The sequence below is a fragment of the Streptomyces sp. NPDC051567 genome (genome assembly GCF_044454165.1).
Lineage (GTDB): Bacteria > Actinomycetota > Actinomycetes > Streptomycetales > Streptomycetaceae > Streptomyces.
The window spans coordinates 1-17,163 of record NZ_JBITDK010000053.1; the positions used below are offsets into that span (position 1 = coordinate 1).

The 17,163-nt window shown below is 72.6% G+C and carries 17 protein-coding genes; 9 read left to right on the forward strand and 8 right to left on the reverse strand.

Annotation, left to right across the window (positions count from 1 at the left end):
* Positions 1-91: 91 nt before the first annotated feature.
* Entirely contained in the window at positions 92-1,093 is a 1,002-nt protein-coding gene (locus ACIA5F_RS30535; protein ID WP_399358632.1) for an anion permease, read from the reverse strand.
* A gap of 5 nt (positions 1,094-1,098) precedes the next feature.
* Positions 1,099-1,719 (reverse strand): DUF47 domain-containing protein, encoded by a 621-nt coding sequence (locus ACIA5F_RS30540; RefSeq protein WP_399358634.1) that lies wholly within the window; start codon positions 1,717-1,719, stop codon positions 1,099-1,101.
* Between the two features lie 194 nt (positions 1,720-1,913).
* On the opposite strand from ACIA5F_RS30540, the gene ACIA5F_RS30545 reads away from it, so the two are divergent.
* Positions 1,914-2,255 carry a metal-sensitive transcriptional regulator gene (locus ACIA5F_RS30545; RefSeq protein WP_399358636.1) on the forward strand — a complete coding sequence of 114 codons (342 nt, stop codon included), beginning with the start codon at positions 1,914-1,916 and terminating at the stop codon, positions 2,253-2,255.
* A gap of 30 nt (positions 2,256-2,285) precedes the next feature.
* Here the strand turns inward: ACIA5F_RS30545 and ACIA5F_RS30550 are convergent, their stop codons facing one another.
* Positions 2,286-2,432 carry a hypothetical protein gene (locus tag ACIA5F_RS30550; protein WP_399358668.1) on the reverse strand — a complete coding sequence of 49 codons (147 nt, stop codon included), beginning with the start codon at positions 2,430-2,432 and terminating at the stop codon, positions 2,286-2,288.
* A 161-nt stretch (positions 2,433-2,593) separates the two neighbouring features.
* A complete protein-coding gene (locus tag ACIA5F_RS30555; RefSeq protein WP_399358638.1) occupies positions 2,594-3,439 on the reverse strand; it encodes a hypothetical protein in 846 nt (281 codons plus the stop codon).
* A 145-nt stretch (positions 3,440-3,584) separates the two neighbouring features.
* On the opposite strand from ACIA5F_RS30555, the gene ACIA5F_RS30560 reads away from it, so the two are divergent.
* Complete coding sequence (locus ACIA5F_RS30560; RefSeq protein ID WP_399358640.1) at positions 3,585-3,800, forward strand: hypothetical protein; 216 nt, start codon at positions 3,585-3,587, stop codon at positions 3,798-3,800.
* 298 nt (positions 3,801-4,098) lie between these two features.
* On the opposite strand, the gene ACIA5F_RS30565 is transcribed toward ACIA5F_RS30560, so the two are convergent.
* The 3 genes from ACIA5F_RS30565 to ACIA5F_RS30575 form a co-directional block, all read right to left on the reverse strand.
* Positions 4,099-4,815 (reverse strand): phosphatase PAP2 family protein, encoded by a 717-nt coding sequence (locus tag ACIA5F_RS30565; protein WP_399358642.1) that lies wholly within the window; start codon positions 4,813-4,815, stop codon positions 4,099-4,101.
* Positions 4,816-5,019: 204 nt separating this feature from the next.
* Entirely contained in the window at positions 5,020-6,027 is a 1,008-nt protein-coding gene (locus tag ACIA5F_RS30570) for an NlpC/P60 family protein (RefSeq protein ID WP_399358663.1), read from the reverse strand.
* 82 nt (positions 6,028-6,109) lie between these two features.
* Positions 6,110-7,816, reverse strand: coding sequence for a serine/threonine-protein kinase (locus tag ACIA5F_RS30575; protein WP_399358644.1), 1,707 nt, complete (start codon positions 7,814-7,816; stop codon positions 6,110-6,112).
* A gap of 127 nt (positions 7,817-7,943) precedes the next feature.
* Here ACIA5F_RS30575 and ACIA5F_RS30580 point away from each other — a divergent pair, with 127 nt between their 5' ends.
* The 7 genes from ACIA5F_RS30580 (at position 7,944) to ACIA5F_RS30610 (ending at position 16,435) form a co-directional block, all read left to right on the forward strand.
* Positions 7,944-8,819 carry a pentapeptide repeat-containing protein gene (locus tag ACIA5F_RS30580; RefSeq protein WP_399358646.1) on the forward strand — a complete coding sequence of 292 codons (876 nt, stop codon included), beginning with the start codon at positions 7,944-7,946 and terminating at the stop codon, positions 8,817-8,819.
* A gap of 329 nt (positions 8,820-9,148) precedes the next feature.
* Positions 9,149-9,457 (forward strand): hypothetical protein, encoded by a 309-nt coding sequence (locus tag ACIA5F_RS30585; protein WP_399358665.1) that lies wholly within the window; start codon positions 9,149-9,151, stop codon positions 9,455-9,457.
* A gap of 96 nt (positions 9,458-9,553) precedes the next feature.
* A complete protein-coding gene (locus ACIA5F_RS30590) occupies positions 9,554-10,381 on the forward strand; it encodes a hypothetical protein (RefSeq protein ID WP_399358649.1) in 828 nt (275 codons plus the stop codon).
* 259 nt (positions 10,382-10,640) lie between these two features.
* Positions 10,641-11,930, forward strand: a complete 1,290-nt coding sequence (locus ACIA5F_RS30595) for a hypothetical protein (protein WP_399358651.1) — start codon at positions 10,641-10,643, stop codon at positions 11,928-11,930.
* Positions 11,927-13,489 carry an SCO6880 family protein gene (locus ACIA5F_RS30600; protein ID WP_399358653.1) on the forward strand — a complete coding sequence of 521 codons (1,563 nt, stop codon included), beginning with the start codon at positions 11,927-11,929 and terminating at the stop codon, positions 13,487-13,489. The genes ACIA5F_RS30595 and ACIA5F_RS30600 overlap by 4 nt, the downstream gene beginning before the upstream one ends.
* A 19-nt stretch (positions 13,490-13,508) precedes the next feature.
* Positions 13,509-14,930: an ATP-binding protein gene (locus tag ACIA5F_RS30605; protein ID WP_399358655.1), complete on the forward strand. Its 1,422-nt coding sequence runs from the start codon at positions 13,509-13,511 to the stop codon at positions 14,928-14,930.
* A 2-nt stretch (positions 14,931-14,932) separates the two neighbouring features.
* The gene (locus tag ACIA5F_RS30610) at positions 14,933-16,435 is read left to right on the forward strand and encodes a type VI secretion protein (protein ID WP_399358658.1); all 1,503 of its coding nucleotides are present in this window, start codon (positions 14,933-14,935) and stop codon (positions 16,433-16,435) included.
* 27 nt (positions 16,436-16,462) lie between these two features.
* Here ACIA5F_RS30610 and ACIA5F_RS30615 read toward each other — a convergent pair whose 3' ends face one another.
* The gene (locus tag ACIA5F_RS30615) at positions 16,463-17,029 is read right to left on the reverse strand and encodes a GNAT family N-acetyltransferase (protein ID WP_399358661.1); all 567 of its coding nucleotides are present in this window, start codon (positions 17,027-17,029) and stop codon (positions 16,463-16,465) included.
* Between the last annotated feature and the right edge of the window lie 134 nt (positions 17,030-17,163).

A 17,163-nucleotide genomic window follows, 5' to 3' on the forward strand; every position in this document is an offset into this window, starting at 1 on the left:
AAGTACGTCCAGTACAAGCCGTGGCCCTCCGCCTTGCGATCCACCGCACCGGACGCCGCGGGCCTACCGGCAAACCTTTCCGGTCACAGCACTAGCCGACGAAGGCCAGGTTCACGATCCAGAAGCTGACCGCCGCGACCAGCGCCGCGGCCGGCATGGTGATGAACCAGCCGAGGATGATGTTCTTGGCGACCCCCCAGCGGACCGCGTTCACCCGCTTGGTCGCACCCACGCCCATGATCGCCGAGGTGATCACGTGGGTGGTCGAGATCGGCGCGTGGAAGAGGAACGCCGAGCCGAACATGATCGAGGCACCGGTGGTCTCGGCCGCGAAGCCCTGCGGCGGGTCCAGCTCGATGATCTTGCGGCCGAGGGTCCGCATGATCCGCCAGCCGCCCGCGTAGGTGCCCAGCGACAGCATCACGGCGCACGCGACCTTGACCCAGATCGGGATCGCGTCGCCCGCCGTCTGCACATCGGCGATGACCAGGGCCATCATCACGATGCCCATCGTCTTCTGCGCGTCCTGGAGACCGTGGCCCAGCGCCATGCCGGCCGCCGACACCGTCTGCGCGATCCGGAAGCCGCGCTTGGCCTTGTGCGGGTTGGCCCGGCGGAACATCCACAGGATCGCGACCATCACCAGGTAGCCGACCACGAGGCCGACGACCGGGGAGATGAACATCGGGATGACGACCTTGTCGAGCACACCCGACCAGATCACGTCCGTGCCGCCCGCCAGCGCCGCGCCCACCATGCCGCCGAACAGGGCGTGCGAGGAGGACGAGGGCAGGCCGAAGTACCAGGTGATCAGGTTCCAGACGATCGCGCCGACCAGCGCCGCGAAGAGAATCCACATCCCCCGGTTGCCGTGGGGCGTCTCGATCAGGCCCTCACTGACCGTCTTGGCGACCCCGCTGCCCATGAAGGCACCGGCGAGGTTCATCACCGCGGCCATGGCGAGGGCGGCCCGCGGGGTCAGCGCGCGGGTCGAGACCGAGGTCGCGATCGCGTTCGCCGAGTCGTGGAAACCGTTGGTGTACGTGAAACCGAGCGCGACACCGATGGTCACGATCAGAGCGAAGGTGTCCACGAGGTTCAGGACTCCTTGACCGCGATGGTCTCCACCGTGTTCGCGACGTGCTCGAACGCGTCGGCCGCCTCTTCGAGCACGTCGACGATCTGCTTGAGCTTCAGCACCTCCATGGCGTCGTACTTGCCGTTGAAGAGCTGCGCGAGCAGCTTGCGGTGGATCTGGTCGGCCTGGTTCTCCAGCCGGTTGACCTCGATCCAGTACTCGGTGAGCTTCTCCATCGTCCGCAGGTGCGGCATGGCCTCGGCGGTCAGCTCGGCCGCCCGCGCCAGCACCTCGATCTGCTGCTCGACGCCCTTGGGGAGCTCCTCCACGTTGTAGAGGACGACCAGGTCGACCGCCTCCTCCATGAAGTCCATGATGTCGTCGAGGGAGGAGGCGAGGTTGTAGATGTCCTCGCGGTCGAACGGCGTGATGAAGGAGGAGTTCAGCTGGTGGAAGATCGCGTGCGTCGCGTCGTCCCCCGCGTGCTCCGCCGCCCGCATCCGTTCCGCGATCTCGGCCCGGGCGGAGGATTCCGCTCCGAGCAGTTCCATCAGGAGCTTCGAGCCCGTGACGATGTTGTCCGCGGAGGCGGCGAACATGTCGTAGAAGCTCGTCTCCCTGGGGGTCAGACGAAATCGCACGTGAGGTCCTCGGGGTGCATTGGATTCGGTCAGGCTGATGCTAGGCGCATCCCCCGGCCACGGCTAACCGGCCGTTGCCCAGTGTCCTCCATCAGGCAGAGTGAGGACCACAGGCCCGCGCCCCTTCGGCGGCGGCCCAGTACCCTATACCCATGAGGGGTATGCACCCCTCGCTCCGGACCACGGGAGGACGCATGACGACCATCGAGGCGGAGGGCACCGGAACCGGCGCGGCCGGCGAAGCCGCCGCGCCCGTGCACGGCTACCACCACCAGAAGGACGAGCACCTCAAGCGGCTGCGCCGGATCGAGGGCCAGATCCGCGGCCTCCAGCGCCTCGTCGACGAGGACGTCTACTGCATCGACATACTCACCCAGGTCTCGGCGAGCACGAAGGCACTGCAGTCCTTCGCCCTCCAGCTGCTGGAGGAACACCTGCGCCACTGCGTCGCCGACGCGGCCGTCAAGGGCGGCACCGAGATCGACGCCAAGGTCCAGGAAGCCACCAAGGCCATCGCCCGCCTGCTGCGCACCTGACGCCCCGGGCCACCCGGCCCCGCCGGGGGGCTACGGGCCGAGCAGCACCTCGTCGATCCGGTCCAGGCTGAGCCGCTCCTCGGCCGCGGCGGAGGCCGCGATGATCAGCTCACCGCACAGCTCTATCTCCGCGAGGGCCACGTGGTCCTGCACCGTCGTACCGCCTGCGGGAGTCACGCGTGTCACCTCTTGTCTGCCGTCATCGGGCGGTCGGCGTCGGCGTTCAGCGCTCGGCTTCCCAGCGTAGGGAGGCCGCAGCGCGCCGCGCATGACACGGATGGACCATTTCCGGATACCCGGCCATGGCCCGATCGCGCCGCCCGCCCCCGCCCGGTCGGCTATTGCGCGATCTTCCCGGCGTAAATGTCCGTACTCGGGGGCAATTCGACGGTCACCGGGGTCCCGAACCCGTAGAACAGCGTGGTCGACGACACGTCGATCACGCCATTGTTGACATAGGTGAAACGGTGCCGGACCTTCCGCAGCCGCCCCTCCTCGTCGAGGTAGGCGTCGAAGGGCACCCCGTCCTTGCTGAACCCTTTCGCCGCCGCGGCCAGCGCCCCCCTGACCTCCGGCAGGGCGGCGAGCGCGGCCCGCCCGATGTCGGTGGTCCCCCGGTAGTGCCGCACCCGGGCCCCGCCCACCTCGGTCTCCCCGACGTACGTCACCTCCCGCGCGCCCCGCAGCAGCTCGGCCGCGGCCAGCGGGTCGGTGGCCCCGCCCGTCACCAGGTTCCCGTCCGCCAGCGCCGTCGTGTCGACCCTGACCCACTTGTCCGCGGGAACCCCCGCGCCGCGGTTCTTCATGTACAGGGCGCCGGGGGCGAGCAGCTCGGTGAGGGGCCGGTGGCCGGTCCTGCCCGTCACATCGGCCGGGAGCATCACCAGGAGCTGCCCCATCCGGTGCGTGAAGTCGACCCCGCCCTCGCCCCGGATCGTGACCCGGGTCCCGCCCGCGGCCATCTCCATGGCGGTACGGGCCCGCGCGCTGCCCGTCCGCACCAGTACGTCGGCGGCCCCGCGCACCACCTGGGTCACATCCGCCCCGGGCCGGTCGTCACCCGCCGCGCCCGCGCCACCGCCCGGCCGGCACCCGGCCGCCGCGACCACCATCACGGCCACGCCGACGACGAGCACCGCCTCACCGGCACGCCCGCGCCGTCCGCTGTGCTGGTGCACCACCAACGCCTCCCAACCCCCAACGCATGAACGCTGTTCGCCCGAGGCCCCACCCGCCCCGGTTAACGAGGTCCGGGGGCACGCGTCACGGGCCCCGGCCCACGACCGGAACCACGACCGGAACCACGACCGTCCCCGGTACCGTGGGGGCGTGGACCCGCACACCGGGGCGCGCACCGCCCCTCCGCCCGCGCCCGTGCCGCCCCCGCGCACCCTCGCGGAGCCGCCGGGGCCCACCGCCCACACCGTGACCACCACCGACCGCGGCGCGTTCTGCCTGGCCGTCTGCTCCTGCGGCTGGACGGGCCCGGCCCGCCGCTCCCGCGACCTCGCCCGCAGGGATGCCGCCCGGCACACCGCGCCCTGACGGCCCGGCCCGGCGTGTCGCCCGTTCGGACGGCCCGGCTGGCCGGTGCTCCCGGGAGCGGATGCCCTGGACTCATGCCAGGAACCGCGCCCCGCCCGGCGGCCCTCCGCCGGGACCCGCGCCCCGCGCCCGCCCCGGCCCGGTCCGGAACCGGTGGCCGGTGACGCCCCGGTCCCGGCCGAGGGCGGTGCTCCTCTGCTTCGGGGCGGCGGGGCTGTGCCTGGTGGTGGCCGTCCTGCTCGCCGTCTGGGACGCCTACGCCCAGCACTGAACCGGCGCCGCCGGACCGGCCGGTGGTTCAGGCCGCGAGGTCGCTCTCCCGCGTGCGCGGGCCCGCCGCCGGGGCCAGGCCGACCGGGCAGGACACCGTACGGTCCTTGGCCCGGACGATCCGGCCGATCCGCGGGGAGCCCGCCACCGCCCGCACCACCGGGGTCAGCAGCGCCGACGCGAGGGGCGCGAGCAGCAGCACGACGGCGGTGCCGAGCGCGAGCCCGCCGATGACGTCGGTCGGGTAGTGGACGCCCATGTACACCCGGCAGAGCCCTTCGGCCAGGGCCAGCCCGATCCCGATGAGCCCGAGCCGCCGGTTCGCGACGAACAGGCCGACGCCCAGGGCCATCGCGAGCGTGGTGTGGTCGCTGACGAAGGAGAAGTCCGTCCTGGTGAGGGCCGCCCCGAGGCCGGGGTCGAGCACCTGGAGCCCCTCGTGCTGCCGGAACGGCCGCGGCCTGCCGACGAATTCCCGCAGCGGCACGTTGACCAGCAGGGCCAGCCCGGCGGCGAGCGGCGCCCACACCAGCGCGGTGAAGGTCTCGACGGCCGTGGCCTCGTCCTGGCGGCGGCCCGAGTGCCAGCACCACAGGATCAGGAGCACCAGGGCCAGCGGGACACCGTACTCGGCGGCCGGGGCCACGGCCCGGTCGAACCAGGCCGGGGCCCGGCGGGCCAGCCCGTTGATCCCGTACAGCAGGCTGACATCCACATTCGGCCCACCGGTCGTGAGTCCAGCCATGGTGATGCGGCCCCTTGCCCTTGCCGTGGTTCCCCTGCGGGCGCACCGCTGCGTGCGCCCCTTCGCCCCCGCTCGACCAGCCCCCGTGTCCCATGGAACGCCCGTTCTGACAACGAGGTTCCGCTCTCCACCGGATGATCACTCCAACGTTATCGAAGAGTGACTCATCGTCGCAGCTCAGGGCCTGAGCTTCACGGAGAGTGGCTAGACTCCGGTGCCCGCCGGGGTCCGCTCCGGAAGGGCTTCCGCGCCGTCCACCGTCACGCGCGTCGCACCGAAGTAGTCGGGCGTGTCGATCCGGTCGAAGCGGACCACGGAGCCGGTGTACGGGGCGTTGATCATGTACCCGCCGCCCACGTAGAGGCCGACGTGCCGGATCGCCCGGGAGTCCGTCAGATCGTCGGAGAAGAAGACCAGGTCACCGGGGAGCAGTTCGTCCCGCGAGGGGTGCGGACCCGCGTTGTACTGGTCGTTCGCCACCCGCGGCAGCTCGATGCCCACCGTCTCGTACGCGGCCTTGGTCAGCCCCGAGCAGTCGAACCGCCCGCCCTGGTCGGCCGTCCCGTTGCCGCCCCACAGGTAGGGCGTCCCGAGCTGCTTCTGCGCGAAGTAGATCGCCCCGGCGGCCTGTTGCGAGGAGGCGACCCGCCCGACGGGCCGGGCGAAGCTCTTGGCGAGGGTCGTGATCGCCTTCACGTACCCCTGCGTCTCCTTGTACGGGGGCACCCCGCCGTACCGGATGACCGCGTAGGCCCCCGCGTTGTAGGCCGCGAGCATGTTCGACGTCGCGTCCCCGGGCACGGACGCGACGTCCTTGGCCAGCTGGCAGTCGTAGGAGGCGGCCGAGGGGATCGCGTCCGCCGGGTCCCAGATGTCCCGGTCGCCGTCGCCGTCGCCGTCGATGCCGTGACCCGCCCAGGTGCCAGGGATGAACTGCGCGATCCCGCGCGCGTCGGCCGGGCTGACCGCCTTCGGGTTCCAGCCGCTCTCCGAGTACAACTGGGCGGCGAGCAGCGCCGGGTTTATCGCCGGGCACAGCGTGCCCCACCGCTGCACCAGCGCCTGGTACTGCGCCGGCACCGCCCCCTTCGCGAGCCCGACCGCCCTGCCGCCCGCCCCCGAACCCACGAGACCCGCCGCGGCCGTGTACGTCCCCACGACGAGCAGTACGAGGAAACTCAGGCACAGTCCGACCCCGATCCCGCCTGCCATCCAGAATCTGCGCACCCGTCAACCCTCCCCCATCACAGTCGTTTTCCCTTGCGATCCGGCCGTGTTGCCCGTGCCGCCCGTCCTACCGCCCCACGCGGAAGCCCCCGCAGGAGATGCTCGTGTACCTCTTGGGGCCATCCTCGGCGTGGTAGAAGACGACCGTCCAGTCCCCCTCCTTCTCCGCGAGGGGCACGGCACCCGGGAAGTCTCCCGGATAGCTCAACTCCCCGTAGTCGCCGGAGTCCCAGGTGGCGTACAGGTCGACGGGCTCGCTGAGGAACCCGGCCGGGCGGTCGGCGGGCACCGCCACCGGGCCGGGAGGTTTGACGGCGGCGACGACGAGATACGGCGCGGGCCGGGAACCCTCCTTCGCCCCGCGCTCGGCCCGCATCCGCACCTTGGCCGTACCGGCGGTCACGCCGTTGGTGTGGGACGTCACGGTCGAGGTCTGGATCCCGGCGCCGGGAGGGTCGCCCTCCACCTCCCGGTCGCACTCCCCGGCCCGGTACATCGCCCTCGCCGGGTCGGAGGAGAGCTTCCAGCGGAAGTCGACCGCCTTCTTGCCCGGCCGCCCGGAAGCGGAGGCGGACGCGGACACGGGCGGGACGGCGGGGGCGGGGGCGGCCGCGGAACCCGCCGGGCCCGGCCCGGCGGCCGGGTCCGCCACCGGGCCGGGCAGCAGCTTCCAGAGGGCCACCGACCCGGCCGCGGCGAACACCAGCCCGACGGCGACCCACCGCCCGGCCCGCCCACGCCCGCGACGCGGCTCGGCCACCGTGCCCGTGCCCGTACCCGCTCCCGCGTCCCCCGGTGCCGCGCCGCCGGCGACCGGCGCGGGTCCCCGTACGGTCGGCGGCCCGTCAGCGGGGAGGCCGGGCGGCGCGGGCCGGTCCGCCGGGTCGGCCAGGTCCGGGACGAGCCGGTGTGCCGGGGCCGGGGCAGGCGCCGGGAGCGCCAGGGCCGCGTACTGGGGGTCCTCGACCAGCGCGTCCCGCACCCCGCACCGCCGGATGACCTCCGCGGGCGTCGGCCGGGCCGCCGGGTCCTTCGCCGTGCACGCCCCGATCAGCGCCGCCAGGGCCGGTTCGACCCCGGCCACGTCCACCGGCTCGTGCACCGTCCGGTACCCGACCGTCGCCACCGCCCCACCGCCGAACGGCGGCCGTCCGGTGGCCGCGTACGCCAGTGTCGCGCCCAGCGCGAAGACGTCGGCCGCGTCCCCGGCGACCGCCCCGAGCAGCACCTCCGGCGCCGTGAACCCCGGCGTCCCCATCGCCTGCCCCTCGCGCGTCAGCGCGGTCGTCCCGATCCCGCGCGCGATCCCGAAGTCGATGAGCTGCGGCCCCTGCGCGCCCAGGATGACGTTCTGCGGCTTCAGGTCCCGGTGCGTCACCCCGTACGCGTGCACGCTGGCCAGCCCCTCCGCCAGCGCCGCCGCCAGCCCCCCGCAGGTCCGCGCGGACAGCGGCCCGCGGGCCCGTACCGCGTGGGCGAGCGTCGGCCCGGACACGTACTCGGTGACCAGCCAGAACGGCGGTTCCTCCAGCGAGGCGTCGATCAGGTTCGCGGTGTACGCCGAGCGCACGGCCCGTACGGTCTCCACCTCGCGGCGAAACCTCGCCAGCGCCTGCGGATTCCCCACGATCTCGTCCCGCACCACCTTGACGGCCACGAGCCGGCCTCCGGGCGAACGCCCGAGGTACACCTGGCCCATCCCCCCGGCCCCCAGCCGGGCCACCAGCACGTGCACCCCGATCCGCTCCGGATCGGTGTCTGTGAGCGGCTCCATCTGCCCGAGCCTGCCACACGTACTGCCCTGCGCGGTACGGGGGTTGACCACGGGAACGCCCGCCCCGGCGGGCGCCGCGCCGGGCCCCGCGCGCCCCGCCCGGGGAGGCGGGCGCCGACGGACGACAATGGACGACGTGTCCACTCCTCCTCCCGCGCCCTCCACCCCTCCCGCGCCCTCGGCCGCCGCCCCCGCCGCCCCCGCCGTCCCCGAGCTGCGCGCCGACTGCTCCAGTTGCTTCGCGCTCTGCTGCGTCGCCCTCCCCTTCGCCAGGTCCAGCGACTTCGCCGTGGACAAGGCCGCCGGAACCCCCTGCTCCCACCTCCGGCAGGACTCCCGCTGCGGCATCCACACCCGGCTGCGCGACAAGGGGTTCCAGGGCTGCACGGTCTTCGACTGCTTCGGCGCGGGCCAGCAGGTCTCCCAGGTCACCTTCGGCGGCCGGGACTGGCGCGCCCACCCGGACACGGCCCGCCGGATGTTCGACGTCTTCCCCGTCATGCGCCAACTCCACGAACTGCTCTTCTACGTCACCGAGGCACTGACCCTCCCGGACGCCGCCCCCGTCCACACGGAACTCCGCGAGGCGCTGACCCGGACCACCCGGTGGACCCACGCCGACGCGCCGGCCCTCGAAGCCCTGGACGTCGGCGCCCTCCGCCAGGAGGTCAGCACCCTGCTGCTGCGCGCCGGCGAGCTGGTCCGGGCGAAGGCGCCGGGGCGCGGGAAGAACCACCGCGGCGCCGACCTGATGGGCGCCCGCCTGCGCGGCGCGGACCTGCGCGGCGCCAACCTGCGCGGCGCCTGCCTGATCGCCGCCGACCTGAGCCGCGCGGACCTCCGTACGGCCGACCTGATCGGCGCGGACCTCCGCGACACCGATCTGCGCGACGCCGACCTGCGGGGCGCGCTCTTCCTCACCCAGGCCCAGCTGAACGCCGCCCGCGGCAACCCCGCCACCCGCATCCCGCCGACCCTGACCCGGCCCGCCCACTGGCACTGACCCGGACCGGGGCCGGGGCGTGCTGCCCGCGCGCGTGCCCGTACCCGTCCCGGCTGCGCCGAACGGCGGCGCCACGCACCGCCTCCCGCCCACCGGGACGGCAATCATTGCCCGACGTCACCCACCGTGATACACAGAGTGATCGCTGACGGTTCCGTGGCCCCCTCCCGCGCCCGGGCCGACGCGGGCGAGCGGGGCGCGGGGCGGGAGATCGGGTAAAGAGAGCCGACAAGTCGACGACGGCCGCAGTTTCATCAGCGAAGATAGTGAGTGACCCATGCCGTCGGGCACGGGCTACCGGAACTACCCATGCAAGGGCGGTGAGTTACATGATCCTGGCAGCCGGAAAAGGCGACATCACCACCATCATCGGCGGAATCGCCCCGAATTGGGGGCCGTTCGGCAGTCTCGGCAATGAAGCGAAGGTCATGATCGAGGTGGTCATGGCCGTGGCCATCCTCCTCTGTCTCGGCATCGCCATCTGGGGCGCGGCCAAGCAGCGCATCGGCGCGACCGCCCTGCGCGACACGTTCAGCGCGGAACAGGGCAAGGGCCTGATCGTGGCCGGGCTGACGGGAGTCTTCATCATCGGCTCCCTCGGGACACTGTTCACGATCGTCTACGGAATGGCCGTCTAGCCGGGCCCCACGGCGGCACCTGATGAGGACTCACCACACCCCGCCTGCGCGGGAACCAGCGCTACCGTCGGACGACGCGGAGGGGGCGGACCCGAAATGAGCAACGACGAGCAGTACGGCGGCGGCCACGGCGAGGTCGGCGGCACCGGCCAGACCCGTACCCGGCTCCCGGACTCCGCAGCCGACCCGCACGGCGCCCCCCGCCGCACCCCCCGGTCCACCCGCGGCCTGGTCACGGTGGTCGGTGTGGTGGTCCTCCTGATCGCCGCCATCGCCTTCGCCAACCAGGGCGGCAGCACCTCGTCCACCCCGTCCGCGGACAAACCCCCGGCGACCACCCCCACCTCCCCGACGGGCGTCCTCCCGGTCCCGGGCAAGGCCGCGGGCCTCCCCAAGGGCTTCGCCCACGACGAACAGGGCGCCCAGTCCGCGGCGGCGAACTACGCGGTGGCCCTGGGCTCCGACGCGATGTTCCGCAAGAACAGCCGGCACGCCCTCGTGGACGGGATCTACACCGCGGAGGCGGCGGGCCGCCTGAAGGGCCCGCAGGACGCCGCGTACTCGACGGCCTTCCTCGCCAAGCTCGGGCTCGACGCGAACGGCAACGCCGCGCAGGGCAACACCTTCGTCACCCGCACCGTCCCCGTCGGCACCCGGGTGGAGAACTACACCCCGGCCAAGGCCAGTATCGCCGTCTGGGCCACGGGCCTGATCGGCATGTCCGGCGAGAAGTCCACCGATCCCGTCCGGACCACCTGGAAGACCTGGTTCTTCGAGCTGACGTGGAGCGGGGACGACTGGAAGATCACCGACGACAGCCAGCAGGACGGACCCGCTCCGGTCCCCGGCGACGCCGCCGTGTCCACCGCGGACGACATCAGCAAGGCAACCAAGGAGTTCGGAGGGTTCACCTATGCCCGCTAGTGCTGTGACCGGAAAGGTTCACCGGCCCGCGACGCCCGGCACGGCACCTCGCGATGTTGTCGGAGCACCCAAGTACGTCCAGTACTACGGGCGCCCCTCCGCCTTGCGATGCGCTCGGCATCCGAAGGATCAAGGCAAGAGCCGAGACGAAGTGAGCGCGGCGAACGCAGTCGCACCGGACGCCGCGGGCTCACCGGCAAACCTTTCCGGTCACCGCACTAGCCTCCGGCTCCGGACGGGCGTCGTCGTCGCCGTCCACATGGCCGTCATCGCGCTGGCTTCCCGCGCCCACGCCGCGCCCACCCCGACCCCCACCCCCACGCCTTCGGCGACGTCCTCGGCAACTCCCTCGACGACGCCCTCCCCCTCGGCGGGGAACCCGGAGTGCGATCTCCTCCCGGGCTCCGCCAAGGACTACTGCCTCAGGGGCGACGGAGCGAACACCGGCACCACCCCCGGCCTCACGTCCAACGACCCCCTCAACCCCCTCGCCTCCCTCGCCAAGGGCTGCGCCGACGCCGCCGCCTGGATCGTCTCCAAGCTCAGCGAAGCCGTCAAAGGCAGCGCCGACGTCGACTTCACCAACCCCGCCTTCCTCAAGCAGTACGCCGTCGTCTTCGCCGCCTCCACCATCCTCACCCTCGTCCTGTGGCTCTTCGCCGTGGCCAAGCGCGCCGTCCGCGGCGTCCCGCTCACCACGGCCGTCTCCGAGGCCGTCGGCTTCCTCTGGCTCACGGTCCTCGCCTCCGCCTTCACCCCGCTGATCCTCTACACCGTCGTCTCCGCCACCGACGGCGTCACCGAGATCATCTCCTCCGCCACCGGCGGCCAGACCGACGTCTTCTTCGGCTCCTTCTCCGAAGCCCTCAAGAAGGGCGACGAGATCGGCGGCGGCCCGATCATGCTGATCGTGGTCGCCCTCGTCACCGTCCTCGCCGCCGGAGTGCTATATCTGGAACTCTTCATCCGGGCCGCCCTCCTCTACGTCGGCGCCCTCCTCGGCGTCGTCGTGTACGCCGGACTCGTCGACCGCAACCTCTGGGGCCACGTCCGCCGCTGGGCGGGCATCATGATCGCCGTCATCCTGGTGAAGCCGGTCATCGTCATCGTGCTCGGCCTGGCCGGGGCACTCACCGGCGAGAAGGGCCCCAACGCCTTCTCCGCCGTCGTCACCGGCCTCGCCATCATCCTGCTGGCCATCTTCGCCTCCGCGATGATCTACCGTTTCGTCCCCGGCTTCGGCGACGAGATCGCCTCCGCCCGCTCCCACCGCAGCAAGGCCACCGACGGCTCCCAGGCCGCCGCCGTCATCAGCTCACCGGCCTCCCTCGTCTCGCAGGGCATCAAGACCCACAGCAGCCGCGGCGGAGGCGGTGACGGAGGCAGCAGCTCCGCCGCCCCCCGCCCCGCCAACCCGATCTCCGGAGGCGTGGCCGCCCACAGCAGCCGGCCCACCTCCGGCGGCGGACCCGGCGGCGCCCTCCCCACCGCCCCACCCCCGCCCCGCACGAGTTCGAGCCCGAGGAACACAGGAGGTGACGGGCGTTGACGACCCAGTCCCACCAGCTCCACCCGGTCGCGCCCCGCCGCACGTATCTCATCGGCCGGGCCCGGCCGAACGCGATCGTCGGCAAGAACCGCGAGAGCGGCGAGATCGGCATGATCATCGCCGGGGCCTTCCTCGGCATGATGAGCGGACTGCTCGTCCCCGACATCACCTTGCGCATCGCCAGCCTCGTCGGCTTCCCCATGCTCGCGCTCGCCGCCGTCTACGTCCCGTACAAGGGCCGCACCTTCTACCGCTGGTTCGAGATCAGCCGCAGCTACAAGCGCATCCTGCGCCGCGGCACGGCGTACCGCTCGGGCGCCATGGAGGCGGGCATCCGCGGCGCCGACGGCCGGGAGGTCGAGGTCGGCCCGCCGCCCGGCATCGGCCGCATCAACTGGCTCGCCGCCCCCTTCGGCCCCGACGAGATCGCCGTCCTGCTCCACGCCGACCGCAGGACCGTCACCGCCGCCATCGAGATCGAGGGCCCCGGCGTCGGCCTGCGCGACAGCGAGGACCAGGAAGCCCTCGTCGACCGCTTCGGCACCCTCCTCAAGCACGTGGCCAACGGCGACGGCTTCGTCACCCGCATCCAGATGCTCGCCCGCACCCTCCCGGCCGACCCCGACGCGCACGCCAAGGACGTGGCCCAGCGCGGCGACACCCAGGCCCCCGGCTGGCTGCGCGACTCCTACGAGCAGCTCCAGTCGATGGTCTCCACCTCCTCCGAGCAGCACCGCGCCTACCTCGTCGCCTGCATGCACTACACGCGCGAACTCGCCGCCGAGGCCCAGACCATCGCCCGCGCCGCCCTCCCCCACAAGGGCCGCAGGCTCGACCGCGACGCCGGCCTCGCCATCGTCATGGCCCGCGAGCTCACCGACATCTGCGCCCGCCTCGCCGAGGCCGACATCCGGGTCCGCCAGCCCCTCGGCCAGAGCCGCCTGGCCTCCCTCGTCCACTCCATGTACGACCCGGACCACCCCATCGACCACATCCAGGCCATGACCAAGCGCAACGCCTGGCCGGCCGAGCTCGACGCGGTGGAGCCCACCTACCTCCAGGCCAAGACCCGCGAGTCCTCCACCCGCGCCCCCTGGTGCCACGCCACGGCCTGGGTGAAGGAGTGGCCGATGACCCCCGTCGGCGTCAACTTCCTCGCCCCGCTGCTCGTCCACACCCCGGACGTGATCCGGACGGTCGCCGTCACCATGGACCTCGAACCCACCGAGGTCGCCATCGAGCGGATGCTGACGGAGAAGACCAACGACGAGGCGGACGCCTCCCGCGCCGCCAAGATGAACCGGACCGTCGACCCCCGCGACATCGCCGCCCACGGCCGGCTCGACCAGAGGGGTGAAGATCTCGCCAGCGGTGCGGCGGGAGTCAACCTGGTCGGGTACATCACGGTGTCCTCGCGTTCACCCGAAGCCCTCGCCCGCGACAAGCGGACGATCCGCGCCTCGGCCGGCAAGTCCTACCTGAAGCTGGAATGGTGCGACCGCGAGCACCACCGCGCCTTCGTCAACACCTTGCCGTTCGCCACCGGCATCCGACGCTAGCTGGAGGGAAGTGCCGCCCATGCGAGATCCCATGTCCGCGCTGACGGACGCCTTCACCAGCTTCCTCTTCGGCAAGGTCGAGAGCACCCGGCTGCCCGTCCGCACCTCGACCGGCCAGGCCCAGGCCGTCTACCTGCCCACCGCCGCCCCCGGACTCGGCGACTCCGGAGTGATCATCGGCCGCGAGGTCTACAGCGGCAAGGGCTACATCTACGACCCCTTCCAGCTCTACGGCCAGCAGCTCCCGGCCCCCCACTGGCTGGTCCTGGGCGAGTCCGGCAACGGCAAGTCCGCGCTGGAGAAGACGTACGTCCTGCGCCAGCTCCGGTTCAAGGACCGCCAGGTCGTCGTCCTGGACGCCCAGGGCGAGGACGGCGTGGGCGAGTGGAACCTGATCGCCCAGGAGCTGGGAATAACCCCCATCCGCCTCGACCCGATCGCCGCCAACGACGACGGCATCCGCCTCAACCCGCTCGACCCGGCGATCACGACGACCGGTCAGCTCGCGCTGCTGCGGACCATCATCGAGGTCGCGATGGGCCACGGCCTCGACGAACGCTCCGGCTTCGCGCTCAAGGTCGCGCACGCCTACGTGGTCGACACCATCCGGGAGCGCCAGCCCGTGCTCACCGACATCGTCGAGCAACTGCGCCACCCGGAACCCTCGTCGGCCGAGGCCATGAACGTCGACATAGACGATGTCCGGGCCTGGGGTCTGGACGTGGCCCTGGTCCTCGACCGCCTCGTCGACGGCGACCTGCGCGGCATGTTCGACGGCCCGACCACCGTCGGCATCGACCTCGACGCCCCGCTGATCGTCTTCGACCTCTCCCACATCGACCGCAACTCCATCGCGATGCCGATCCTGATGGCGATCGTCGGCGTCTGGCTGGAGCACACCTGGATCCGGCCCGACCGCAAGAAGCGGATCTTCCTGGTCGAAGAGGCGTGGCACATCATCAACAGCCCCTTCGTCGCCCAGCTCTTCCAGCGCCTGCTGAAGTTCGGCCGCCGCCTCGGCCTCTCCTTCGTCGCCGTCGTCCACCACCTCTCGGACGTCGTCGACGGCGCCGCCGCCCGCGAGGCCGCGGCCATCCTCAAGATGGCCTCCACCCGGACCATCTACGCCCAGAAGGCCGACGAGGCCCGGGCCACCGGGCAGGTCCTGGGCCTGCCCCGGTGGGCCGTGGAGATCATCCCGACCCTCACCCCGGGCATCGCGGTCTGGGACGTCAACGGCAACGTCCAGGTCGTCAAACACCTGATCACCGAGGCCGAACGCCCCCTGGTCTACACGGACCGCGCCATGACCGAGTCCTCCGCCCCGGACCGGCTCCCCGACGACCTGCTCGCCGCCGAACTGGAGGCGGAGGAGCGGGCCCTGTCCATCGAACGCCACCGGGGCGGCGGCGGCCCCGGTTCCGCGACCACGGTGGCCTGACCATGCACGACGCACCCCGTACGCAGTCCCCCGCGCGCGGGGGCGTCCCGGACGGCATGCTGGTGGGCCTCCTGGCCTTCCTCCTGGGCCTCGCCCTCCTGGTCTGGTCGGCCACCGGCCTCGCCTCCTGGTTCGCCAAGGGCGCCTGGCCCGACAAGGTCACCTTCACCCGGACCCCGGGAGCCGTCCGCGCCCTGATAGCGCAACCCCACGACGTCCCGGGCGCCTGGCCGGAGACCGACCCGGCGGCCCTGCCCGGCTGGGGCCTGTTCTGGGGCCTGTTCATCAGCCAGCTCCTGGTGATGTTCGTCCTGACGGTCTTCTGCATCGGCGTGATCGCCCGGACGAAGTCCCGCCGCGCCCTGGCCAGGCGGGCCGCCGCGCACGAGCCCCCGCCGTACGTCCCGGCCCCCGCGGCCCCGCCCGTGCACACGCACGCATCCGCGACCGCACCCGCGCACTTCGCCGGGGCCCCGGCCGGCCCACCGCCCCCGGCCGCCCCTCCGGCACACCACCACCACAGCCCACCGGCCCCGCCCGGCCCGGCTCCCCTCTTCGCCCAGGCTCCCCCGGTGAGCGCCGCCCCGGCGCCCCGCATGGCCTACGGACCGCCCGCCGAACGCCACCACGCCGCCGCCCTGCGCATCGCCTCGGCGGAGGGGGCGGTCCTCGTCGTGACCTCCTCCCCCGCGCTCTGGGCGCAGACCAAGGACGCCCGCGCCAAGCTCGGCCCGGTCCTCCTCTACGACCCTTCCCACCTGTGCGACACCCCGGCCCGGATGCACTGGAACCCGGCCGAGGACTGCGCCGACCGGGACACCGCCGCCGCCCGCGCACGGGCCCTGCTGGCCCCCGTACGGCCCCAGGCCCGGATGGACGCGGCGGTCGCCGACACCGCGGAAACGCTCCTGCGCAGCTGGCTGCAGGCGGCGGCCCTGGACGGCCGCCCGTTCAAGCAACTGCACCGCTGGGCCCAGGGCAACAGCGCCCAGGACCCGGTCCGTGTCCTGCGCACCCACCTCCAGGCCGCCCCCGGCGCGGCGGGTGAACTGGAGAGCGCGCTCACCGCCCACGCCGAACGCCGCGAACTGGCCCAGCACCTGACGGCCCGTGCGCTCTCCTGCCTCACCTCGGTCCACATCCGCGAGGCCTGCAACCCGAACCGGACCGATTCCCTCGCGCTGGCTTCGTTCCTGTCCGAGGGGGGCAGCCTGTACGTGGTGGGCGAGCCCCTGGAAGACCCCCGGACCCACCCGGGTGCGATGCCTCTGCTGACCGCACTCGCCTCCAGCGTGGTCGAGCACGGCCGCCGCGTGGCCGCACGGTCATCCCGCGGTCGGCTCGACCCACCACTGTCCCTGGTGCTGGAGGACGTGGCCGCCGTGGCCCCGGTCCCCCTGCTCCCGGAACTCCTGGCCGACGCCGACGGGACGCTCCCCCTGCTGGCCCTGTGCCGCAGCCGTGAACAGGCCCGCTCCCGCTGGCCCGAGGCCACCCTCCCGTAGCCCGGGGCCCGAGGGGCCGCGCCGGTACTACGCCGCCGGGGCCGGCCGCGGGAGCGCGTACTCCAGCTCCCGCTCCCCCGGCTTCCCCGGCATGGGCACGACACACCCGCTCGCCACGAACCCGAACCGCCGGTAGAAGGCCCCGGCCCGCGCGTTCTCCTCGTGCACGAAGAGCCGTACGCGTTCCAGCGCCGGCTTCTCCAGCGACCAGGCCCATTCCAGCGCGGCCCCGAACAGGGCTTCGGCCAGCCCGGCCCCCCTGTGTCCGGGCCGGATGAACACGGCGACGAGGTGCCCTTGGGTCCGCTCCACCGTGCGGCCGAGGAAATCGGAGCTGCCCCGCTCCTCGACCAGCACGGTGACGGTCCCGTTCCACTGCCCGTAGGGTCCCTCGGCGATGAACTGCCGGACGTCACGCCCCTGCGAGGCCCGCCCGGTCCGGTCCTGCCAGAACGCGTCGGGCCGCTCCGTGGCCTCCGCCGCGTTCTCCAGGAACGCCATCGGAGCCACCGGGTCGTTCAGCGCGGTGAGCCGCAGCTCCTTGGCCTTCTCCCACTCGTCCGTACGGACCGGACGTATCACGTGCTGGTTCATGATCCGAGACTAGCCAGCCGGGCCGGCCGATTCCACGGAAAAAGGTGGTGAACGCAGGAAAGCCCCGCACCATAAGGTGCGGGGCTTTCCCGGAATAATTGTTCGGCGGCGTCCTACTCTCCCACAGGGTCCCC